This is a genomic window from Devosia sp. GW821-FHT12F11, assembly GCF_058806655.1.
Genome location: NZ_JBXAPX010000001.1, coordinates 1,064,524 through 1,085,944, shown reverse-complemented (window position 1 = coordinate 1,085,944; position 21,421 = coordinate 1,064,524). Strand labels below are relative to the sequence as shown.

At 66.0% G+C, this 21,421-nt stretch carries 18 protein-coding genes; 12 read left to right on the top strand and 6 right to left on the bottom strand.

The features are described from left to right. Window positions 1-43 precede the first annotated feature (43 nt). Both AC1ROK_RS05430 and AC1ROK_RS05425 read left to right on the top strand, forming a co-directional pair. Window positions 44-1,441 (top strand): multicopper oxidase family protein, encoded by a 1,398-nt coding sequence (locus AC1ROK_RS05430; protein WP_492844572.1) that lies wholly within the window; start codon window positions 44-46, stop codon window positions 1,439-1,441. A gap of 11 nt (window positions 1,442-1,452) precedes the next feature. Further along, the gene (locus tag AC1ROK_RS05425; protein WP_492844570.1) at window positions 1,453-3,795 is read left to right on the top strand and encodes a heavy metal translocating P-type ATPase; all 2,343 of its coding nucleotides are present in this window, start codon (window positions 1,453-1,455) and stop codon (window positions 3,793-3,795) included. 10 nt (window positions 3,796-3,805) lie between these two features. On the opposite strand, the gene AC1ROK_RS05420 is transcribed toward AC1ROK_RS05425, so the two are convergent. Beyond that, window positions 3,806-4,333: an SRPBCC family protein gene (locus tag AC1ROK_RS05420; protein WP_492844568.1), complete on the bottom strand. Its 528-nt coding sequence runs from the start codon at window positions 4,331-4,333 to the stop codon at window positions 3,806-3,808. A gap of 119 nt (window positions 4,334-4,452) precedes the next feature. Here AC1ROK_RS05420 and AC1ROK_RS05415 point away from each other — a divergent pair, with 119 nt between their 5' ends. The 5 genes from AC1ROK_RS05415 (at window position 4,453) to AC1ROK_RS05395 (ending at window position 10,344) form a co-directional block, all read left to right on the top strand. After that, window positions 4,453-4,974, top strand: coding sequence for an AAA family ATPase (locus tag AC1ROK_RS05415; protein WP_492844566.1), 522 nt, complete (start codon window positions 4,453-4,455; stop codon window positions 4,972-4,974). A gap of 248 nt (window positions 4,975-5,222) precedes the next feature. Then, window positions 5,223-5,978, top strand: coding sequence for an SDR family oxidoreductase (locus AC1ROK_RS05410; protein ID WP_492844564.1), 756 nt, complete (start codon window positions 5,223-5,225; stop codon window positions 5,976-5,978). Between the two features lie 63 nt (window positions 5,979-6,041). Continuing rightward, window positions 6,042-6,773 carry an ABC transporter ATP-binding protein gene (locus AC1ROK_RS05405; protein WP_492844562.1) on the top strand — a complete coding sequence of 244 codons (732 nt, stop codon included), beginning with the start codon at window positions 6,042-6,044 and terminating at the stop codon, window positions 6,771-6,773. A 2-nt stretch (window positions 6,774-6,775) separates the two neighbouring features. After that, window positions 6,776-9,133 carry an ABC transporter permease gene (locus AC1ROK_RS05400; RefSeq protein WP_492844560.1) on the top strand — a complete coding sequence of 786 codons (2,358 nt, stop codon included), beginning with the start codon at window positions 6,776-6,778 and terminating at the stop codon, window positions 9,131-9,133. A 5-nt stretch (window positions 9,134-9,138) separates the two neighbouring features. Continuing rightward, window positions 9,139-10,344 (top strand): efflux RND transporter periplasmic adaptor subunit, encoded by a 1,206-nt coding sequence (locus AC1ROK_RS05395; protein ID WP_492844558.1) that lies wholly within the window; start codon window positions 9,139-9,141, stop codon window positions 10,342-10,344. A 100-nt stretch (window positions 10,345-10,444) separates the two neighbouring features. Here the strand turns inward: AC1ROK_RS05395 and AC1ROK_RS05390 are convergent, their stop codons facing one another. The 5 genes from AC1ROK_RS05390 to AC1ROK_RS05370 form a co-directional block, all read right to left on the bottom strand. Continuing rightward, complete coding sequence (locus tag AC1ROK_RS05390) at window positions 10,445-10,849, bottom strand: VOC family protein (RefSeq protein WP_492844556.1); 405 nt, start codon at window positions 10,847-10,849, stop codon at window positions 10,445-10,447. A 271-nt stretch (window positions 10,850-11,120) separates the two neighbouring features. Then, window positions 11,121-11,438 (bottom strand): hypothetical protein, encoded by a 318-nt coding sequence (locus tag AC1ROK_RS05385; protein ID WP_492844554.1) that lies wholly within the window; start codon window positions 11,436-11,438, stop codon window positions 11,121-11,123. After that, the gene (locus AC1ROK_RS05380; RefSeq protein WP_492844688.1) at window positions 11,419-12,411 is read right to left on the bottom strand and encodes an FAD:protein FMN transferase; all 993 of its coding nucleotides are present in this window, start codon (window positions 12,409-12,411) and stop codon (window positions 11,419-11,421) included. The genes AC1ROK_RS05385 and AC1ROK_RS05380 overlap by 20 nt, the downstream gene beginning before the upstream one ends. Further along, a complete protein-coding gene (locus AC1ROK_RS05375) occupies window positions 12,392-14,584 on the bottom strand; it encodes a PepSY domain-containing protein (protein ID WP_492844552.1) in 2,193 nt (730 codons plus the stop codon). Before AC1ROK_RS05375 ends, AC1ROK_RS05380 begins: the two co-directional genes overlap by 20 nt. A gap of 9 nt (window positions 14,585-14,593) precedes the next feature. Continuing rightward, on the bottom strand, window positions 14,594-15,061 hold the full coding sequence (locus tag AC1ROK_RS05370) for a DUF2271 domain-containing protein (protein ID WP_492844550.1): 468 nt from the start codon (window positions 15,059-15,061) through the stop codon (window positions 14,594-14,596). Window positions 15,062-15,197: 136 nt separating this feature from the next. On the opposite strand from AC1ROK_RS05370, the gene AC1ROK_RS05365 reads away from it, so the two are divergent. From AC1ROK_RS05365 to AC1ROK_RS05345, 5 genes are all read left to right on the top strand, one after another. Continuing rightward, window positions 15,198-15,854 carry a response regulator transcription factor gene (locus AC1ROK_RS05365; protein ID WP_492844548.1) on the top strand — a complete coding sequence of 219 codons (657 nt, stop codon included), beginning with the start codon at window positions 15,198-15,200 and terminating at the stop codon, window positions 15,852-15,854. Between the two features lie 95 nt (window positions 15,855-15,949). After that, window positions 15,950-17,236, top strand: a complete 1,287-nt coding sequence (locus AC1ROK_RS05360; protein WP_492844546.1) for a sensor histidine kinase — start codon at window positions 15,950-15,952, stop codon at window positions 17,234-17,236. Next, a complete protein-coding gene (locus tag AC1ROK_RS05355) occupies window positions 17,233-19,098 on the top strand; it encodes a heavy metal translocating P-type ATPase (RefSeq protein ID WP_492844544.1) in 1,866 nt (621 codons plus the stop codon). Before AC1ROK_RS05360 ends, AC1ROK_RS05355 begins: the two co-directional genes overlap by 4 nt. A 107-nt stretch (window positions 19,099-19,205) precedes the next feature. Then, the gene (locus AC1ROK_RS05350; protein ID WP_492844542.1) at window positions 19,206-19,790 is read left to right on the top strand and encodes an NAD(P)H-dependent oxidoreductase; all 585 of its coding nucleotides are present in this window, start codon (window positions 19,206-19,208) and stop codon (window positions 19,788-19,790) included. A gap of 252 nt (window positions 19,791-20,042) precedes the next feature. After that, complete coding sequence (locus AC1ROK_RS05345; protein WP_492844540.1) at window positions 20,043-21,329, top strand: NAD(P)/FAD-dependent oxidoreductase; 1,287 nt, start codon at window positions 20,043-20,045, stop codon at window positions 21,327-21,329. Window positions 21,330-21,421: the final 92 nt, after the last annotated feature.

Here is a 21,421-nt window from a genome sequence, read left to right as displayed (position 1 = left end):
AGCGCCGGAGCCACAACCAATGTTTTCTGAATGGAACTGACAAATGAAACGTCGCGAATTCCTCACAGGACTGCTCACCGGTTCGGCAGCACTGACTTTCCCACCCGCCCTGGTGCGGCCAGCGTTCGGAGCACAGTCTGCCGCCATGAAGTCACTGAACATCGCTCGTCGCAGTATCGAGGTACACGGCAAGTCGGCGACGGTCTTCGGACTGCAGCAGACCGATGGCTCGGCCGGCCTCCGGTTTCGGGCCGGCGATGCCTTCGACGTCTTGTTGCGCAACCAAACGGATGAAAGCACGCTCATCCATTGGCATGGGCTGACACCGCCCTGGCCGAACGACGGCGTCCCCGATGCTCCAAGCCCGCTGATCGCCGGTGGCGAAGAGCGGCACTATGATTTTCCGGTCCGAAGGGCGGGGACACACTGGATGCACGCCCACTCGCTCCAGGAACAAGCTCTGCTGGCAGCGCCTCTGATCGTTGCCGGCCCCGATGACGATCAGCGGGACGAGCAAGAAGTCGTCATCCTGCTGCACGACTTCTCGTTCCGGACGCCGGACGAATTGCTGGCCGGCCTTACCGGCGGCGCGGCGCCGGCCAGCATGCATCACGGTGGGATGGATATGTCGACGGGTGGGATGGACATGGACCTCAACGACATCGAGTACGACGCCTATCTTGCCAACGATCGGACATTGGATGATCCCGAAGTGGTCGAGGTCGAACGCGGCGGCCGCGTGCGGCTTCGCATCATCGACGGTGCGACGGCCACGGCTTTCACCATCGACCTGGGCCAACTGGTCGGTGAGTTGATCGCGGTAGACGGGGAGGACATCGTTCCCGTTTCGGGCAGCCGGTTCCCGATGTCCATGGGACAGCGGATCGACATTCGGTTGACGCTGCCCGGCGAGAGCCGTTCGTTCCCGATCCTGGCGCTACGCGAAGGCGCGCCGCAACGTACCGGGATCATCCTCAAGCCAAGTGGTGCGAACGTGTCGAAGGTCGATGCACTGGGCGAGCAAGACGGCCCGGTTCTCGATCTGGAATTGGAGTCGCAACTCCGGGCAGCCGTGCCACCGGCGCAACGGGCAGCGGACAAGTCGTACGAGATGCTGCTCAACGGCGACATGGCCGCCTACAAGTGGGGCCTCACGCTCAATGAACCGATCCTCGCCGACTTGGGTGATCGGGTCGAGATCAAACTGGCCAACATGAGCATGATGGCGCATCCGATGCACCTGCACGGTCACCACTTCCAAGTGGTCGCCATCGACGGGCAGCGGTTTGCCGGAGCGATGCGGGACACTGTGCTGGTGCCGCCGATGCGTTCGGTGACCGTCGCGGTCGATGCGGACAACCCAGGCCAGTGGGCCCTCCACTGCCACCACCTCTACCACATGGCGACCGGCATGATGTCGACCTTCGGCTATCGGATCTGAGGCCGAGGGCAATGAAAAACGTCACCCTCGAAGTCGACGACCTCCTCAGCATCCTCGACTTCACCGCCGTTGAAAAGCGGCTCGCAAGCTTCCCGGGCGTGCACCATGTCGCAATCAACGCTGGGTCGAACACGGCCAGCGTCAGCTATGACGAACGGCTCACCGCCCCGGAACGGCTGGTCGAGCAAGTGCGCGCCTGTGGCTTTCATTGTCGCGGCGAGGTAGCGCCGCGGCACGTTTGCGTACCCAACGAAACGCTCGCAATGCCAACCGTCGAACATGCTGGGCATGAGGCTCACTCGCCTGCCCCTGCCGTGTCGGCGAGACCGAGGCCAGTTTCGCCGGCCCACGATGCCATGGCGCATGAGATGGGCCACGGGGCGGGCATGAACATGGATGAGATGGTCCGCGACATGCGGAACCGGTTCATAGTGAGCCTCATCTTCACCGTTCCGATTTTTGCGCTCGATCCCATGGGGCTGGCGCCACCGCTGTTCGATCCCCCGTTCGGGCTCAGCATGGACATCACCATGTTCATCCTGGCGAGCGGCGCGATCCTCTACCCGGTCTGGCCGTTCGTCGTCGCCGCCCTTCGCGCCCTTCGCAACGGCATCCTCAACATGGCCGTGCTGGTGCTCCTCAGTGTCGGCACCGGATACCTGTTCAGCGTCGGCTCGACCTTCCTGTTCGACGGTGAGCAATTCTATGAGGCGGTGGCAGTACTGCTGGTCTTCATCCTGCTTGGGCACTGGCTGGAAATGCGGGCCCGGGCGGGTGCGTCGGCAGCAATCCGGGCGCTGCTCGACCTGGCGCCGCCCAAGGCAGCGATCCTCCGCGACGGGCGGGAGATCGAAGTGGCGACGTCCGATGTGCAGGTTGGTGACATTGTCATCCTGCGGCCGGGCAACAAGCTGCCAGTCGATGGAGAGGTGATCGAAGGAGAGTCGACGATCGATGAGTCGATGCTGACGGGCGAGTCGCTGCCGGTGACCAAGACGGTCGGCGACCGGGTGATCGGTGCGACGATCAACAAGAGCGGTACGCTGCGCTACCGCTCGACCAAGGTGGGCGCCGATACGGCACTGGCCCAGATCGTCAAGCTCGTGCAGGAGGCGCAGAACTCCAAAGCGCCGGCGCAACTACTGGCGGACCGGGCGTCGCAGTGGCTCGTTCTTGCCGCCATCGTCATCGGACTTGCCACCTTCGCGGTCTGGTTCTGGCTATTGGGCCAGCCGCTGCTCTTCGCCCTGACGCTCACCATCACCGTATTCGTGATTGCCTGTCCCGATGCATTGGGCCTCGCGACGCCCATGGCCGTCATGGTCGGAACCGGCCTCGGCGCCGCCAACGGCATCCTGTTCAAGAATGCCGCCGCACTCGAGGAGGCGACCAGGCTCGACGTGATCGTCTTCGACAAGACCGGCACGCTCACCATGGGCCAGCCCAAGGTCGTCGATCTCGTTGCCGCCGCTGACGTCGCCGAAAACGAGCTCCTGGCGCTTGCCGCTGCCGTCGAACAGAATTCCGACCATCCGATCGCCCTGGCGATACGCGAAAGAGCGGCGGGGCTTTCCCTGCCGCGGCTGAGCCGGTTCCACTACATGGAAGGTCGCGGCGCCAGTGCCCTGGTTGACGATGCGGCGATCCTGGTGGGCAACCGGCGCTTGATGGACGAAAGCGCCGTCGCCATGGGCGAACTGGGCGAGCGCGCCGAGGTCCTGAAGGGTGAAGGGCACACAGTGACCTATGTCGCCCGAGCCAGCCAGCTCGTAGGTCTTGTCGCGGTGGCGGATGCACCGCGACCGACATCGGCCGCAACAATCGCCAAACTGCACGAGCTTGGCGTTCGCGTCGCCATGCTCACCGGCGATAATGCCGGGACGGCCAGGCGGATAGCTGGTCTGCTTGGCATCGACATCATCCTCGCCGACGTGTTGCCAGGGCAGAAGGCAGACAAGATCAAGGAGTTGCAGAGCCAGGGTTTCAAGGTTGGGATGGTGGGCGACGGAGTGAACGATGCGCCCGCACTGACCCAGGCCGATGTTGGCTTCGCCATTGGCGCCGGTACAGATGTGGCGATCGAGAGTGCCGATGTGGTGCTGATGAAGAGCGATCCTTACGACGTGGTCGGAGCCATGGCGCTATCCAAGGCTACGTTGCGCAAGATGCACCAGAACCTGTGGTGGGCCACCGGCTACAATCTTATCGCCTTCCCGATCGCGGCGGGGGTGTTCTACCCGTTCCTCCTGAGCCCGCAGGTTGCCGCATTGGCGATGTCGGGCAGTTCGGCGCTCGTGGCAATCAACGCGCTGCTGCTGAAACGCACGCGGCTGGAGGGCATAAGGGTAAGCTGACGCGACAGGATCAGGCCTGAGCTGCTTTGAGTGGGTCCACCGGATGCTGCTCAAAGTGCCGCTGCGCATCCACCACCATCTGGCGCGTGCACCAGGTTGCATAGATGCCGCCGAAAATGCGCCCCAACAAGCGCGTGAACGGCCCGACGGGCAAGTCGTAGCGGATATAGACGCGCAGTGTCGTACCGGCTTCGGCCCGAGGGGCGAGTTCGAAACCCATCATGTAGCGGCCGATCACCCAGAGGCGCGGCTCTGCTGTCGTCTCCCAGGTCTTGCTGACTGGCGGTTCCCTGCCGGTGACGACCTCTTCAACGGACAGCGGAACGCCGAGAATGCGGCCAGTGAATCCAAACCTCGAACCGACGTTCCGCGTATGGTCAGCCTCCATGTGAATGTCCATGGAGGACCCCAGCATCATGCCGGACGACTGGCGCATATGTGCCGACAGGTTCGACTGGTCGTCGAGAAAAGCGTAGAGCGTGGCCGGCGGTGCCGCGACCGGTCCGTGAGCTTCAGAATATCTCGTGTAGATGTTCATAGCGCCCTCTCGTCTGCCGTCCGATTGAGAAGAAGCTCGGTGAAATTAGTCCCGATGCAGGTTGTGCCGCTTGATGTCGATCAAGTGCGCGACTGCTCGCGCGGGCCAATCTGGCGCGCATGACAAACTGGTACGTGATCACCGGCGGGCCGAGTTCGGGCAAGACAACAACCATCGAGCTTCTGGCCAAGCGCGGCTACCGCACGACGATCGAGCATGCGCGGCACCTAATCGACACCCAGCGCATCTCCGGACGGACGGTCGCCGAGATACGAGCCAACCAGCGCGAGTTTCAAAAGGGCGTTCTGCAGATGCAGATCGAGCAGGAACGGAGCCTCGATCCCGACGAGGTTTGCTTCCTCGACCGCGCCCTTCCCGATGCCTTGGCCTACTACCGTTTCCTGTCCCTCGAGCCGGAGCCCGAATTGATCGAGGCGCTGAAGTTCGCTTCCTACAGGAAGGTGTTCATCCTCGATCTGCTGCCGCTCGCCAACGACTACGCTCGCACGGAAGACGCCGTCGCCCAACGGCGCATTCATGAGCTGTTGATCGAGGTGTATCAGTCCCTGGGCTTTCCGATCCAACAGGTGCCGGTATTAGCCCCGGATCAGCGCCTGGATTTCATCCTTGCGCATTTGTGAGAGCCGTCGCCCCTACAGGCGGTGAGGGCATTCGGCTTCATCCAACGAACCGATGCGGGCCGATCAGGACGGCAAGAAGCTGACGGACCACGTGCAGCGTGCCGTTGCGGCAGGCCGGCAAATCGGCATCGCCAGAAAGGAGGCCGGAAGACTCCGGCGCGCCTGGCCGACGGATGCTTGACTTCGATCAAGCGGCCACCGGCCGCTCGCTGGCATTCTGAGCCGGCTGCGGCTGAAGGAGAAATGCCATGCGCGTCAAGGACAAGGTTGCCGTCGTAACAGGAGCCGGCTCCGGCATGGGGCTCGCCATTGCCAGGCTGTTGGTCGAACAGGGCGCCAAGGTCGTTGCTGCGGACTGGCACGGCGACGCTGTGGCGACAGCCGCGGCCGCAATCGGCGGCAGCATCGTGCCGATGACCGTCGACGTATCGGACGAAGTCCAGTGTTCGGGGATGGTCGACCGCGCGGTTGCCGAATTCGGCCGCATCGACATCCTGGTGAACAATGCGGGTGTGATGGACCTGTTTGCTTCGGTCGCAGATGTCGATAACCAGACCTGGCGGCGGGTGCTCGCCGTCAATCTCGACGGGCCGATGTACGCCATGCGTCGCGCCGTGCCCTTGATGCTCGGACAGGGCGGTGGCGCCATCGTCAACATCGCGTCGGTAGCCGGCCTTGGCGGAGGGTCCGCCGGCGCGGCCTACACGGCATCAAAGCACGGGCTGATCGGCCTGACGCGCAGCACGGCATTCCAATACGCGAAATCCGGGCTGCGCTGCAATGTGGTGGCCTCCGGCGGAGTGTCGACCAACATCATGCAGAGCGTTGATCAGGCGCGTCTGGACCAGGCGGCGCTTGGCCGGCTCGGCGCCTATCACGCCGTCAACCCCGGCATGCTCGAGCCCATCGATATCGCCAACCTCGTGCTGTTCCTCGCCTCCGACGAGGCCCGCTACATCAACGGCGTCGTGCTGCCCGCCGACATGGGATGGACCAGCGCCTGAGGCCGGGTTGCGGCATTTGATCGAGATCAACGGCCGCCCCGCCGATGGCGGCAAGGATTGCTCATGCACGACAAACGCACCAGCGACGGATCCGATGGCCTGCTCCTCACCAAGGGGCTGACCAAGATTTATCGCATGGGGGATGTCGAGGTGCAGGCGCTCAAGGGTGTCGACTTCGCAGCCTCGCCTGGCGAGTTCATCGTCATCCTGGGGCCGTCCGGGTCGGGCAAATCCACCTTCCTCAATATTGCCGGCGGTCTCGATACGCCGACGGCGGGCGATGTCTGGTTCCGCGGCGACCTGCTGACCCGGGCCTCCGAGGGACGCCTCACCCGCTATCGCCGCGACCATGTCGGCTTCGTCTTCCAGTTCTACAACCTCGTCCCCAGCCTTACGGCCAAGGAGAACGTGCAGCTCGTCACCGAGATCGCCCGCGACCCGATGCGGCCCGAGCAGGCGCTCGAACTGGTTGGCCTGGGCGATCGCCTCGATCATTTCCCGGCCCAGCTTTCGGGTGGTGAACAGCAGCGGGTGGCGATCGCCCGCGCCATTGCCAAACGTCCTGATCTGCTGCTGTGCGACGAGCCGACGGGGGCGCTCGACTCGAAGACCGGCGTGCTGGTGCTCGAGGCCCTCACCAAGGTGAATGAGGAGCTCGGCACGACCACGCTCGTCATCACGCACAACGTTGCGATCAGGCAGATTGCCCACCGCGTGGTGCAGTTCGCCGACGGCCGGATTGCCGCGTCGGACGTCAATACGGTCCGCAAGTCCCCAGCCGAAGTGAGCTGGTAGCGATGCGCGCGCTGCACATCAAACTGTTGCGGGAACTGCGGCGTCTATGGGCACAGGTCATTGCCATTGCGCTGGTCATGGCAGCAGGCGTTGCAACAATGATCATCGGCGTGGGCACCTACCAGTCGCTCGCCAATACCCGGGACGCCTATTACGAGACGCACCGCTTTGCCGACGTCTTTGCGGCCGTGACTCGGGCGCCCCGCCCGCTGCTCGATCAGGTCGCGGAAATCGATGGGGTGCTGGCGGTCGAAGGGCGCATCGAGCGGGTTGCGACGGCAGACATCGAGGGGGTTTCCGAGCCTGCCTCGGTCCTCCTCGTTTCGCTGCCGCGGATCGGCGAGCCGCTGCTCAACCGCATCTACCTGCGCAACGGACGCTTGCCTGACGGACCGGGCGAGGCGGTGGTCAGCGAGGTTTTTGCCAAGTCAAACGCCCTGGTTCCCGGCTCCTCCGTCAAGGTGCTGATCAACGGCACGCTGCGCGCCATCGCCGTCACCGGCATCGCCCTGTCGCCGGACTTCATCTACGCCATGGCTCCGGGCGAGATGCTGCCCGACGAGCACCGCTTCGGCGTGCTGTGGATGCAGGAAGCAGAACTGGCCGCCGCCTATGGCCTCGAGGGCGCATTCTCGAACCTGTCGCTCAGGTTGCTGCCCGGCGCCTCGCAGCCGCAAGCGATCGAAACGCTCGACGAGCTGTTGGCCCCCTATGGCGGGCGCGGGGCCTACGGGCGCGACCAGCAGATCTCGCACGTGTTCCTCGAGTCCGAGCTCATCGGGCTGCAGGCGATGAGCCAGATGCTGCCCCCGGTGTTTCTGCTGGTGGCGGCATTTCTGGTCAACATCACGCTGTCACGGCTGATCTCGCTCGAGCGCGAGCAGATCGGGCTGATGAAGGCGCTCGGGTATTCGAGCTGGGCGGTTGCCCGGCACTATGTCGAGCTTGTGCTGTTGATCGCGCTGGTGGGGTGCGCCGTCGGCTTCGTCGGCGGGTACTGGCTGGGCACCCAGCTGACCCTTCTGTACGCCAAGTTCTACAGCTTCCCGCTGCTGCACTTCAGCCGCGACCCGGCCACCTACGTGCTCGCCGCTGGAACGACCATGGGCGCCGGCATTGCCGGAGCCATCAACGCGGTGCGCAAGGCGGCCTGGCTGCCACCGGCAGTGGCCATGTCGCCGCCGGCGCCGCCCGACTATCGCAAGGTCGTCGGAAACGGGCTGAGGTCGTCGCTTCCGCTGCGCCAGACCACGGTGGTTGCGCTGCGGCACCTGCTGCGATGGCCGTGGCGAAGCGCCGGCGGCGTACTCGGCGTTGCGCTCTCGGTCGCGATCCTCGTCGGCTCGCTGTGGACGATCGGCGCCATGGAGCACATGATCCAGCTGAGCTTCAACCGGGCTGACCGGCAGGATGCGACGCTGGCGTTCCAGAGCCAGAGCACCATGTCGGCGCTGTTTGCGGTGGAGCGCCTGCCCGGCGTGATCCGGGCCGAGCCCTACCGGGCGGTAGGGGCCGAAATCAGCAACGGCCAGATCAGCCGTCGTGTCGCGATTATCGGCCGCCCCCTCGATGCTGATCTCAGCCGCGTCATCGACGAGAAGGGACGCAGCGTTCCGCTCCCCGAGAGCGGGCTGGTTCTGTCGAAAACCCTCGCCGACATTCTCGCCGTGCCGGCGGGGGGTAGGGTGTGGATACGATTGCTGGAAGGCGACAGGCGTGAGTTCCCGGTTCCGATAAGCGATGTGGTCGAAGGCTTCATGGGGCTCGGCGCCTACATGGAGCTCGGCGCGCTGAACCGGCTGGTCGGTGACGACACCGCGATATCCGGGGCGAACCTGGCGATCGACCCGGTGCAGCAGGCGAACCTCTTCTCCGTGCTCAAGCGGACCCCTTCGGCCGGCTATATCGCGCTGCAGTCGATTGCCCTGAACCAGTTCCGCAAGACGCAAGTCCAGAACCTGTTCGTCATGATGGGGGTGCTTGTCGGCCTGGCGGGCCTGATCGCCTTCGGGGTCGTCTACAACTTCGCCCGTATCTCGCTCTCCGAACAGGGTCGGGAGATGGCCAGTCTGCGGGTCCTCGGCTTCACCCGCGGCGAGGTCTCCTCCCTGCTTCTCGGCGAGATCGCCATCGTTACCCTCTTGGCCCAACCGCTCGGCTGGGCGATCGGCTACCTCATCGCGCTGGCCATGGTCGCCGGCTTTTCCAACGAGGTCTATCGGATGGCCCTGATCCTTGGGCCGGACGTCTATGCCTATTCCAGCCTGATTGTCTGCCTGGCGGCAGTGGTTTCGGGCCTCGTTGTTCGCCGTCGAGTCGACCGGCTCGACATGATCGCCGTGCTCAAGACCAGGGAGTAGAACCCATGTTCGGGCGGATAGTCATCGTCATCACAACGCTGCTTATCGGAGCCGGGCTGGCATGGGCCCTGTGGCCCCGCCCCATCGAAGTCGAAACGGCGAGGGTGGAGCGCGGAAGCTTCGACGTGATGGTCGAGGAGGAAGGTCAAAGCCGGATCCGCGAAGTCTTCACCGTGTCGGCGCCGGTCACGGGCCAGTTGCAGCGGCTGAGCCTGCATGCCGGCGACACCGTGCTGGCCAACCAGACCGTCGTCGCGATCATCAAGCCCGCCGGTCCGGGCCTGCTCGACGAACGCTCGCGCCGGATGGCCGAGGCCACCGCCGAGACGGCTCGCGCTGCGGTTGAATTCACTGCGACCCAACTCACTCAGGCACAAAGGCAGCTCGACTTCGCCGAACGGGCGCTCGAACGCACGATCTCGCTGTCGCAGCGGGGGCTGGTGTCGGCCCAGGCGCTCGAGAAGGCTCAGTACGACCTCGACGTTGCCACTTCTGCTTTGCAGAGCGCCAAGGCGAGCCTTGGCGTGCGTCAGAGCGAACTCGATAGCGCGCAGGCGGCGCTCATCGAGGGCGTCGGCGACAGCAGTGCAGAGGCATGCTGCGTCGAGCTGAAGGCACCCGTTTCCGGACGGATCCTGCAGGTGCTGACCGAGAGTGAACAAGTCGTCCAGGCCGGCACGCCGCTCCTCAATATCGGCGATCCAGCCGATCTCGAGATCGCCGCGGAGCTCTCGTCACGTGATGCGGTGCAGCTTCAGCCGGGGGCTCAAGCGACAATCGATGGTTGGGGGGGCCCGCCGCTGGCTGCGGAACTGGTCAGGATCGAGCCGATGGCCGTCACCAGGGTCTCGGCCCTCGGCATCGAGGAACAGCGCACGACGGCGACGCTCAGGCTCCTCGCCCCGCCCAGCCAATGGCAGCGTCTCGGACATGGATACCGCGTCATTGCGCACATTGTTCGCTGGCGGGGCGAGAACCTGCTGACCATCCCCATCGGGGCGCTGTTCCGCCTGGGCGGCGACTGGGCCACCTTTGTCGTCGCGGATGGCAAGGCCACCGCGAGGCGCATCGAGCTGGGCGAGCGCAACGCAGAGCTCGCCGAGGTGGTCGCTGGGCTCGAGGCCGGCGACGAAGTCATCCTCCACCCGGCCGACACCATCGTCACCGGCACCGCCGTCGTCGTATCCACCGCTGCAGGCGAACAACTCTAGGGCGCCCCGCCGACCAACAATCGGGCGCGCGGCAGCCTAACTGCGGGAGTGAGTTGGTTTGCTTTGGGAGTTTCACGGCGCGAGGCGGCGAGCGGCCTGGTCAGGTGGCGCTCTGCGCTCCGCCCTGCCCCGCCTGCAGGTCACTGGCAGGAGCGCTCTCGAGAACGGCCATGACGTTGCCCTCGGTATCCTTGAAGGTCACCAGCTGACCTACGCCGGGTATCGGTGTCTTGGGGATGACGATCGACCCGCCCGCCGCGACGATTGCGGCGGCAGCTTGGTCTGCGTCTGCGACATCGATGGTGGGTGCCGTCGACTGCCAAGACTCCGTCCGCTGCCCGATCCCGGCTCCCATGGCATTGGGGTCGGCAGCATCGACAGCGACGAGCCAATACGGCATCGGTCCCTCGAGTCTGGTCACCGTCCATCCGAAGGCCTGCCGGTAGAACGCGGCCGCCCGTTCCGGGTTATCGGCCGAAATGTCGATATGGACGAACCTGGGCATGATGCGCTCCCGCGAGGCTGATCGCCGCCTTTCGCAGAATCGCTCCAGATCCCACCGAGATGTTTGAGCTCGATCAAATCGCCATCCGCTGCCGCCCTTCCCTGCCGGACAAGCAATGTATTGGCGGGGCTTGGACTGGCGCCAGCGATCAGTCGGGGTCTTCACGCCGCGTTCCTCATCCAGCAGGTCGCGAGCGATCGACAGACGCTTGGGATTGGCCTCGCGGCAAAGCAGTTCGCCTGCTTCCCGCAAGGCCCTGCCCGTTGTTCAATCAGGCATCGTGACCGGTATCCTCTTGCCCATCGTCGTCGTCGTCATCGTCATCTTCGTCGTCATCGCGATGGCGCGACGGTTTGGCCTTGGCAGCAGCGAGATCTTCGGCGGTGCAAAGCACCGTACCGGTGATGCGACGGCCGTCCGGCAACATGAAGATACCCTCGGTTTCGCTGCCCACCCCCGCTGCAAGGCAGTGGTCGTAGATGAGGTCGGGCGTAAGCTCGCCTCGGATATCGGCGGCGGATGCCGGCAGCGCGCCAAGTACACAGATCCCGCATGCGGTTGCAGCGAGCCTAACGATAGTCCTGGTCATGGTAGCTCCTCCTTTCAGGGGCTTGGGTAGTCGGTTGGTCAGGCTGGGCCGGATCGGCTTCGCGTTCGGCGAACAACATCTCGAGGCCAAGTCCCGATGCGAGTTCGCTGCCATGCTCGGGACCGAGGACCATCAGGGCTGTGGCCCAGGCATCAGCCTGCATGGCGCTCGGCGCGCGGACCGTCACCGAAGCCGGGCCGTTGCAGAGCGGCGCGTGGCGCCGCGGGTCGATAGTGTGGCTGTAGCGCGTACCACGGTGCTCGACCACGTGACGGTAGTCGCCAGAGGTGGCGAGCGCCGCACTGGCGATCTCAATCACCCCGGCCGCGGTTCTGTATCCGAATTCGGGGCTCTCCAGGGCGACGCGCCAGCCCGAGCCATCGGGCTTGGGCGTTCCCGCACGCAACTCGCCGTCGATCGAGACCAGGTAGCTCGTAATGCCCTGCCGCTCGAGCACCCGGGCCAGTTGGTCGACGCCGTAGCCCTTGGCGATGCCGGAAAGGTCCAGCGAAAGCGGGGCATGCTTGCGCACCCGCCTGCCGATCGGATCGAGCTCAAGGGCAAGATGCGCCGGCCGGCGCTGCCCGGCCCCGGCAACTGCAATGGCGCCGGAATCGGGCGCGCCTTTACCGGGGCCGAAGCCCCAGGCAGAGACGAGGTCGCCGACGCCGATGTCGAAGGCGCCGCCGGAAACACGGCCGACCTCCAGTGCCGCCGCCAATACGGTCGCGAGCTCTTCGGGCACGTCGTACCACGTCCCGATCGGCGCGCGATTGAGCCGCATCAGATCGGAATCCGGCTTCCAGGTCGACATCTGCCCATCGACGACATCAACGCTCCGCTGCAGCGCCTGGTGCAGCTCGGCAAGCGGCCGATCCTCATCGGCGAAGCACACTATCGAGTAGCGTGTTCCCATGGTGGGCCCGTTGAGGATCCGCCGGACAAGCTTGGTTTCAGTACGCATCTTCGAGATAGAGTCCCTTGCGTTTCAGGGCGTCGACGGAAAGGCCGAGCGGGGCGAGGCAGGCGTCCATCGCCTCGCGTACGCCGCTCGCCATGTCGCGACCGCCGCACACCATGATCTGGGCGCCTCGCTCGACCAGTTCGCGGACCCGGGCGCCTTCCTCGAGCAGCCGGTCCTGCACGTAGGCGCCACCCAACACGCGCGAGAACGCGGTCGTGAGCGACGTCAGGCGCCCTTCGGCCAGCGCCTCTTGCATCTCGTCGCGATAGAGGAAGTCCGATCCCGGATCGCGGGCGCCGAAGAACAGATGGACCGGGCGATGCCGATTGCTGCGGACGAACCCGGCGAGCGGGGCGACGCCGGCGCCGGCCCCGACGAGGATCAGCGGCCGACGGCTGCGGTTGGGGCGGAAATCGGGGTTGGGCCGGATGAAGGCCTCCACCGTGTCGCCGGGGACAAGTGCATGCAGAAACTCCGAGCAGATGCCGCTTGCCTGCTTGCGGACGCAGATTTCGAGCACGCCGTCGGCCGAGGCGCTGGCGATCGAATAATAGCGCGGCACGTCACTGCCCGGCGGCAGGATGCCGACGAGGTCCCCGGCTTCGAAATGCGGCAGCTTTCTCCGTCCCGACCAGAACCCGGGACGGCCATCCGGCATGGCGAAACGCAGCATCGCGACGGGAGCCTGCACCTCGACGCCGAACAGCGCACGTTCGTCCAGCACCAGCCGGGTGGTGCGCGGGCGGGGCGGCACATGGGAGAGCGCGAGCGTGATACCGAGCCGCTCGCCCAGGATGCTGCCCCAGGCGGCGAAATCGGCAGGGGACTGGCGATCGATGCCGTAGATTGGCAGGAGCGGCTCGAGCCCACGATCGGCCAGCGCGGCCTCGACGATCGATGCATAACCGCAAAACTGCGGGAAGCTCTGGTCGCCGAAGCCCAGCACCGCGAAATCGGGGCGCGAACTGAACGATCCGAGCCGCGCCAGAAACTGCCGCGCCGAGGCGGGCGCCGTTCCGTCGCCGTAGGTTGCGGTGAGGACGAGCAGGCGGCTTGCCCTGGAGTAGGCGCTGCGTAGCTCGTTCATCGCGGCCAGGTGCACGCCGTAGCCTTGCGCCACGAGCGTCTCGTGCAGGTTCGCCGCGAAACCCCAGGTGCTGCCCGACTCGCTGCCGACCAGAATGACGGTATCGGCATCGCGCCACGGCGCATTGTGTGCGACGCGCGGCATGCTGCGGCGGCGCAACCACCAGATTGCCGAACCGGTCAGCGCCAGCACCGGCGCGGCGAGAGCGCCCAGGCCGAGCAGCACCGCCAGCACTGCGGCCCCCTGGCCGGTATGGAGCATGTAGATCAGCTCGTAGGCCTGCTGCCACATGCTGTTGGGCGTGAACGAGAGCATCGCGCCCGTCGACTGGTCGACATAGCCCTGGCCGGCACCGGTGGTGACGGTGAACACATCGCTGACATCGTCCACAGCGGGGAAGACCAACTCGCGCAGATCGCTGAGCCGAATGCTTGCCAGCCCGTCGAGCGAGGCAATGGGGGCGGGCGTCCCACCGGCGCCAGTGGGCGCAAAGGAGAACTCCGAGCCGGAACTGGGCACGAGTTCGAAATAGGCCGCCGACATGTAGATGCCGGTGGACGCGGTGATGAGCAGCGCCAGCACTGCAGCCCGGGCGAGATTGGTGTGCAGTCGCTGCGCTCCGGCACCGCGGGCGACCGCGAAAAGCTGCCGCCAACCGCCCATCTTGCGGACCAGCAGGCCGATGCCGCTCACCGAAAGCACCAGGATGGCGAGCGAGCCGATGCCGGCGATGCCGTGACCGGCCGAGCCGAGGAAGAGCGAACGGTGCAGCTCGGAGATGAAGGAAAACACCGGCGAAGGCGCATAGACGCCGACCACCGACCCGCTCGACGGATCGATGATCTCGGCGGTGCGGCTTGCCCCATCGCGGCCATAGGCGACGAGCTGCCCCGACGCCAGTCGCACGAGCCGCTCGACGCCGGGCACCGCGTCGGTCACCCGCGCCGCGACTGCGGCGACGGTGGGCGTACCGACGCTCGGCGCGGCGCCGACCGTCTCCAGCACCGGCTGCAACGACAGCACGAAACCGGTAATGGCCATGAAGATGACGAGAGCCAGGCCCATGAGGCCCGCCAGGGCGTGCAAGCGGCGCATCTGCCTCACCTACATGCTGATCGAGAGCTTGCTGACGTAGCCGGTGCCGTCGACCGTGGCCGGGGCTGATGTCACTGCGATCACGGCATCGTCGGAATATTCCCCGCCGTCTTCGACCGCCGTATCCACATGCACCTGGTAGCCGGCATCGATCAGCGCATCGGCGAGATCGGCGCGCACGGTCAGCGTTTCGCCGCCACCGACGCTGGCGCCGGTAATGCCGTCGAGGTTGAGCGAACCGGCCTGCGACACCCCCTGGGCCCAGCCCCGCAGCGTGCCGTAATACCTAGTCTTGTGGCCGGAGACCCAGAGCGTCGAGTGATAGGCTCCGGACGGGTCGGTGAGATAGACGGCCAGGTAGGCGGGCCGCCCCGAGTAGCGCACCATCTGCGCCTCGACCGTCACTTCCCTGGCCCAGGCCGTGGCGGGCGCCACCAGCGCCGTCGCCAGCATCAGCATCGCGGCAAGCTTCTTCATCTGCCAAACTCCATCGTATTAGTGCTGATGGACGTTCGAACATGCCAACCTGACGTCAGGCTGAAGCCGCAGCGGTTTCTCGTTCAGCTTGGCGTAAGGTTGCAGGCCTAGGCGCAGACAAGGAGCTCGGAACCCCTTGCGAGTATTGCTGATCGAGGACGACCACGTGCTGGGTGCGGCCATCCGCGACTTCCTGCTGTCGGCTGGCCATGCCGTGGACTGGATGCAGCGGATCGACGACGCCCGGCATGCGCTCGCCGGAGTGCCTTATGAGCTGGTTCTGCTTGACCTTGGCCTGCCCGACGGCCGCGGGCTCGACCTGTTGCGCGAGCTCAGGGGAGCCGGCAATGCAGTGCCGGTGATCATCACCACGGCGCAGGATCAGGTCGCCGTCCGCATCGAAGGGCTCAATGCCGGCGCCGACGACTACCTGGTCAAGCCGTTCGACCTGGCCGAGATGGGGGCCCGCATTGCCGCGGTCGTCCGTCGCTATGGCGGCAGCCCCATACCCACCCTGGTCGCTTCAGGGGTTGCAGTCGACCTGGCGCACCGCCGGGTCAGCGTCGATGGCAAGCCGATCAGCCTCACGGCGCGCGAGTGGGCGGTGCTGGAGCGGCTGCTGTCACGCCGCGGTGCAATCGTCACCCGGTCCGAGATCGAGGACTCGCTCTACGCCTTCGGCGCCGAGATCGAGAGCAACGCCGTGGAGGTCTATATCAGCCGCTTGCGCAAGAAACTGGGACGCGAGTTCGTCCATACCAGTCGCGGGCTGGGCTACCAGGTGCAGGAGTGAGCCGCCGCCCGTCAATCGCGCTGCGGCTGGCGCTCGGCCTGAGCGCCGGCATGGCCCTGTTGTGGGTCGGTGCGGCTACCATCTCGGTTGCGGTAATGCAGCACGAGCTCAACGAGGCCTATGACGACAGCCTGCGCGAGAGTGCGCTGCGACTGCTGCCGCTGGCCGTTCACGATCTGCGAGAGCGCGACCACGGCGTCGACCGATTGATCGTCAGCGGCGAGCAGGAAGACGGGGATGGCGATGATGACGACCGTCCACGGGACGGCGTCGCACACGATGCGAGCTTCACCTATTTCGTGCGCGACGCGGCCGGCGCCCTGGTGCTGCGCGACGAGCATGCGCCCGACGACATCGCCGTCAACGAGCCGATCGGTTTCGGCGACCTCAACGGCCAACGGACCTTCGCGCTCGAAGACCCGCGGTCCGGCTACTCGATCGTCATCGTCGAGCTGAGCGATCGCCGCGTCACGGCGTTTCGCGACAGTATCGCGGCCCTCGGCTTGCCGCTGCTGGCTCTTATCCCGCTGATCGCCGCCGGCGTGTGGCTGGCCATGCGGCTGGCGTTGCGGCCGCTGCAGGCGCTCCGCCGGGACATCGCCCAACGCGACAGCCGCAACCTCGAGCCTTTGCATGCCGACCGCCACCCGACCGAACTGGCGCCGATTGCCGAGGCGATCGGCGCGCTGCTTGGACGGCTGAAATCCGCGCTCGATGCCGAACGGGCCTTTGCCGCCCGCAGCGCCCACGAGCTGCGCACCCCGATCGCCGGTGCCCTGGCCCAGACCCAGCAACTGGCCGATGAGCTCGCCGGCAAGCCGGGAATCGAGCGCGTGCGCGAGATCGAGGCTGCCCTCAAACGCCTGTCACAACTATCCGAGAAGCTGCTGCAGCTGGCCCGGATCGAAGCAGGCTTCGCCGGGACCGACAATGAGATCGACCAGTTGCCGGTGCTGGGTATGGTGGTTAGAGACATCAACGCCGCCACGGCGTGGCGTGACCGGGTAGAGTTCGACCCTGGCGCCGCAACCGGCCTTCCCGCCGCCATCGACCCCGACGGGTTCGCCATCGTCGTGCGCAACCTCATCGAGAACGGCCTGAAACACGGTGCGCCCGCGACAAAGGTGCGGGTGTTCATCGGCCCGGCGAATACATTGCACATCCAGAACGATGGGACTTCGCTGGATCCCGCAGAGCTCGCCCAGTTGGGTCGGCCCTTCGTTCGTGGCGGAACCACCGCCGAGGGGAGCGGCCTCGGCCTGTCGATCGCCCGGGGCATCATCGAACAGGCGGGAGGCCGCCTGACGCTCACCTCTCCGATCGCAGGCAGGGCCAGCGGAGTCGAAGCGGTGATCGAACTGCCGCGACGGGGGGCGCAATGACCGACAGCACCGCTGCACCGCAGCCACACTGGATCGCCGCCCTGCCGATATCGCCGCGGCTGGGCCTTGTGGTGCTGGCCATCGCGGGCCTTGCCGCGGGTGGCGTGGCTGCTATCGCGAGCGCGGCCGATGTGTCGCGCATCATCTGGTCGGGCGCTACGGTACCGATCCTGATTGTGCTGCTTATCGAGATCGTCACCAGTTTGCGCAAGGGCTCGGTCGGGCTCGATCTGGTGGCCGCCCTCTCGATGAGCGCGGCGCTGCTGTTCGGTGAGGCGCTCGCCGCCAATGTGGTGGGGCTCATGTACGCCGGTGGCCAGCTGCTCGAGCAGTTCGCCGAAGGGCGGGCGAAGCGCGAGCTGACGGCACTGCTGGGGCGCGTCCCGCGCACCGCAATGCGCAAGCATGACGGTGCATTGGAGCAGGTGCCGATCGGCGAGCTCGTTCCCGACGACCTGATCCTGATCCGGGCCGGCGATACCTTGCCGGTGGACGGAACAGTCGTTGGGACGACGGCTGTGGTGGACGAGGCGGCCCTGACCGGCGAGCCGCTGCCGGTAAGGCGCAATGCGGGCGAAGCCCTGTTGAGCGGCTCGATCAATGCCGGCGACGCCTTCGAGATGACGGTCACGCATCCCGCCGCCCAGAGCACCTACGCACATATCGTCCGACTGGTGGAGCAGGCTCAACAGAGCAAGGCCCCGGTCGTCAGGGTCGCCGACCGCCTTGCCGTGTGGTTCCTGCTGGTGACGGTGACCATCGCCGGCGCCGCCTGGTGGTTGAGTGGCGACCACCTGCGGGCCCTTGCGGTGCTGGTGGTGGCAACCCCCTGCCCGCTGATCCTCGCCCTGCCGGTCGCGCTGATCTCCGGCATCTCGCGCGCCGCCAGCCAGGGCATCCTCATCAAGAATGGCGGAGCGCTCGAGGCGCTGAGCCGCGTCCGCACCGTCATCGTCGACAAGACCGGCACGCTTACCCATGGGGTGGCGCACGTCGCCGATATCCGCACCATCGATCAAGGCTGGGACGCCAACGAGCTGCTGCGCCTCGCCGCCTCCCTCGACCAGGCCTCCAACCATGTCATCGCGCAGGCGCTGGTTGCAGAGGCGCGCCGCCGTGGGCTGACGCTTACACCGCCGTCGGCGGTGGCCGAGGAAACCGGCTCAGGCATTTCCGGCCGGGTCGAGGGGCACGAAGTGACCGCCGGCGGAAGCCGTTACGTCGCCGCCCGCAGCGCCGGCGATCCCTATACCCTGAGGGCGGGGCTGGAGCCCGGCGCCGCCGTGGTCGCCGTAGCCGTCGACGGTCAGCTCGCCGGCATCATCGTCCTGCATGATCCGCTGCGGGATGATGCTGCCGGCGTGATCGCCGGCTTCGCACGGCACGGCGTGCGGCGGATCGTGCTCGCCTCGGGCGACCGGCAGGATGTGGTGGATGCGCTGGCCACGCGAGTGTCGCTGAGCGCCGCCATCGGCGACCTCTCCCCCGAGGCCAAGCTCGACGTGGTACGGCAGGAGGTTGCCCAGGCTCCGACCATGATGGTCGGCGACGGCGTGAACGATGCCCCGGCCCTGGCAGCGGCCACCGTAGGGGTGGCGATGGGCGCCCGCGGATCGGCCGCATCGTCGCAGACGGCCGGCGTGGTGATCCTGATCGACCGCCTCGACCGCGCGCTGAGCGCACTCGAGATCGCGGCCCGCACCCGGACCATCGCCACCCAGAGCGTCGCCGGCGGCCTGCTGCTGTCGCTTGCTGGCATGCTGTTCGCGGCATTCGGTTTCCTGCCGCCGGTGGCCGGCGCCCTGTTCCAGGAAGCCATCGATGTCCTGGTCATCCTGAACGCCCTCAGAGCGTTGCGGTAGTCGATCAAGGCGACGATGCCGGCTGCATCTCGGCCGGCGCCGGTTGACCTCGATCAATGCGGGCCGGCGGTGCTCAGCCAAGATGCCTCCATCTGGAGGAGGCTCACATGCGCATCCACGTCCTCTACGCTCACCCGGACATTGACAGCTTCAACGGCCGCCTCGCCGATGGCTACTGCCTGTCGGCAGCCAGGGCCGGACATGAGGTGCGGCGCCGGAACCTCGCCGAGCTGAATTTCGATCCCATACTGCATTACGGGCTTCGACGGGTTCAACCGCTGGAAGACGATCTGGCCGCCGCGCAGGAGAACCTGAGCTGGTGTGAGCACTTCGCGCTGTTCTATCCCGTCTGGTGGGGCAACGTGCCCGCCCTGCTGAAGGGCTTCTTCGACCGGACGCTCTATTCCGAATTCACCTTCCGGCACGACGTGAACGACCCGTTCTGGCGCAAGCTGCTCGAGGGGCGATCAGCCGACATCGTGACGACGTCGGACGCCACCGCGTCATGGCTCCGCACCAGATATCGCGATGCCGACATCAATGCTGTGAGCAAAGCCACCCTCGAGATCTGCGGCATGCACCCGGTCAGGGTTACACGGGTAGGCGGCGTCAAGGACCTCAAGCCGCAGCAGCGAGACGCCTGGGTAGCGCGCGTAGCGGAACTTCCAACTTTGCTCCCCCTGCAGCATTAGCGCAGGATCGGCCACCAACCAGGTGGACGGCTTTCCTCCCGGCGGCATGAACGCCGCCCGCCTTTTGACGGCCATCCGCACGTGCCGCTCGCGGGACTTCACCAGGCATTTGTCGCAGGTCAAATCGCGCTGCATGACATCGCGCTAGATAGGCTTGGCGGATGCCTGTCGGCGCCGCTCCACATCACCAGGCGGTCGATCGCAGCCATCCGAGGCAGTCGGTCTCGACCGGCCAGAAGGCAGGAGTTCGAAATGTCGCATGTCGTCGTTCTTGGCGCCGGACTCGGCGGGACCATCATGGCCTACGAACTGCGGGACCGGCTCGGATCGCAGCATCGGATTTCGGTGGTGAACAAGGGGCACCACTATCATTTCGTGCCCTCCAACCCCTGGGTGGCCGTCGGTTGGCGGGAACGCGAGGAGGTGGAGATCGATCTGGAGCCGGTGTTCAAGCGGCGCGACATCGCTCTCTACCCGCAAGGCGCCAAACGGCTCGATCCCGCGGCGAAGTCGATCGAACTGCTGGACGGCAGCTTCATCACTTACGACTACCTCGTCATCGCGACGGGCCCGGACCTCGCCTTCGATGAGATCCCGGGCTTCGGACCTGCGGCGGAAACCCAGTCGGTCTGCTTCATCGACCATGCGCTCACCGCAAAGGCGGCGTTCGATCGGCTGGTGGCCAATCCCGGCCCGGTTGTCGTCGGCGCCGTCCAGGGCGCCTCGTGTTTCGGGCCCGCCTACGAGTTCGCTTTCATCCTCGACAAGGCCCTGCGCCAGGCCAAGGTACGCGACCGCGTGCCGATGACCTTCATCACCCCCGAGCCCTATATCGGACACCTCGGCCTCGACGGCGTCGGCGATACCCGAGGCCTGCTGGAGAGCGAGCTGCGCCAGCACCACATCAAATGGATCACCAACGCCAGGCTGGATAAGGTCGAGGCAGGGAACGTGTACGTGTCGGAGTTCGCCGATGACGGCACGCTCAGGCAGTCGCACCAGGTGCCGTTTGCCTTCTCGATGCTGATCCCCGCCTTCCGCGGCGTCGAAGCGGTGCGAGGCATAGAGGGCCTCACCAATCCGCGTGGCTTCATCCTCGCCGACAAGTATCAGCGCAACCCGACCTTCCCCGAGATCTTCTCGGTCGGGGTGTGCGTCGCGATCCCGCCGCTGGGCAAGACACCGGTACCCGTCGGGGTGCCCAAGACCGGGTTCATGATCGAGTCGATGGTCACCGCCACGGCGCAGAACGTCGCGAGCCTCATCGAGGGCAGGGAACCCTCGGCGGTGCCCACCTGGAATGCGGTGTGTCTCGCCGATTTCGGCGACAGTGGCGTGGCCTTCGTGGCCCAGCCGCAGATTCCGCCGCGCAACGTCAACTGGTCCGCTTCAGGCAAATGGGTGCATAGCGCCAAGGTCGGCTTCGAGAAATACTACCTGCACAAGATGCGTTCGGGCCGCTCGGAGCCGTTCTACGAGACGCTGGCGCTGCGGGCCCTTGGCCTCGACAAGCTCAAGGAGGTCAGGCACGACGCCTGATCCTCCAGGTTCGTCCCCGGTTCGCCGACACAGGCCAGCGTTGGCCACCAGGCAGCAGCTTACCTGCCTGCGACCGATCTCGTCCCGGAAGG

Bases quoted from the DNA above. Each gene is read 5' to 3' on its own strand.
- AC1ROK_RS05425 (WP_492844570.1), top strand. From the start codon at position 1,453: ATGAAAAACGTCACCCTCGAAGTCGACGACCTCCTCAGCATCCTCGAC.
- AC1ROK_RS05355 (WP_492844544.1), top strand. From the start codon at position 17,233: ATGACCGACAGCACCGCTGCACCGCAGCCACACTGGATCGCCGCCCTG.
- AC1ROK_RS05385 (WP_492844554.1), bottom strand. From the start codon at position 11,438: ATGACCAGGACTATCGTTAGGCTCGCTGCAACCGCATGCGGGATCTGT.
- AC1ROK_RS05430 (WP_492844572.1), top strand. From the start codon at position 44: ATGAAACGTCGCGAATTCCTCACAGGACTGCTCACCGGTTCGGCAGCA.
- AC1ROK_RS05350 (WP_492844542.1), top strand. From the start codon at position 19,206: ATGCGCATCCACGTCCTCTACGCTCACCCGGACATTGACAGCTTCAAC.
- AC1ROK_RS05360 (WP_492844546.1), top strand. From the start codon at position 15,950: ATGCAGCACGAGCTCAACGAGGCCTATGACGACAGCCTGCGCGAGAGT.
- AC1ROK_RS05415 (WP_492844566.1), top strand. From the start codon at position 4,453: ATGACAAACTGGTACGTGATCACCGGCGGGCCGAGTTCGGGCAAGACA.
- AC1ROK_RS05400 (WP_492844560.1), top strand. From the start codon at position 6,776: ATGCGCGCGCTGCACATCAAACTGTTGCGGGAACTGCGGCGTCTATGG.
- AC1ROK_RS05420 (WP_492844568.1), bottom strand. From the start codon at position 4,333: ATGAACATCTACACGAGATATTCTGAAGCTCACGGACCGGTCGCGGCA.
- AC1ROK_RS05405 (WP_492844562.1), top strand. From the start codon at position 6,042: ATGCACGACAAACGCACCAGCGACGGATCCGATGGCCTGCTCCTCACC.
- AC1ROK_RS05370 (WP_492844550.1), bottom strand. From the start codon at position 15,061: ATGAAGAAGCTTGCCGCGATGCTGATGCTGGCGACGGCGCTGGTGGCG.
- AC1ROK_RS05375 (WP_492844552.1), bottom strand. From the start codon at position 14,584: ATGCGCCGCTTGCACGCCCTGGCGGGCCTCATGGGCCTGGCTCTCGTC.
- AC1ROK_RS05410 (WP_492844564.1), top strand. From the start codon at position 5,223: ATGCGCGTCAAGGACAAGGTTGCCGTCGTAACAGGAGCCGGCTCCGGC.
- AC1ROK_RS05395 (WP_492844558.1), top strand. From the start codon at position 9,139: ATGTTCGGGCGGATAGTCATCGTCATCACAACGCTGCTTATCGGAGCC.
- AC1ROK_RS05345 (WP_492844540.1), top strand. From the start codon at position 20,043: ATGTCGCATGTCGTCGTTCTTGGCGCCGGACTCGGCGGGACCATCATG.
- AC1ROK_RS05390 (WP_492844556.1), bottom strand. From the start codon at position 10,849: ATGCCCAGGTTCGTCCATATCGACATTTCGGCCGATAACCCGGAACGG.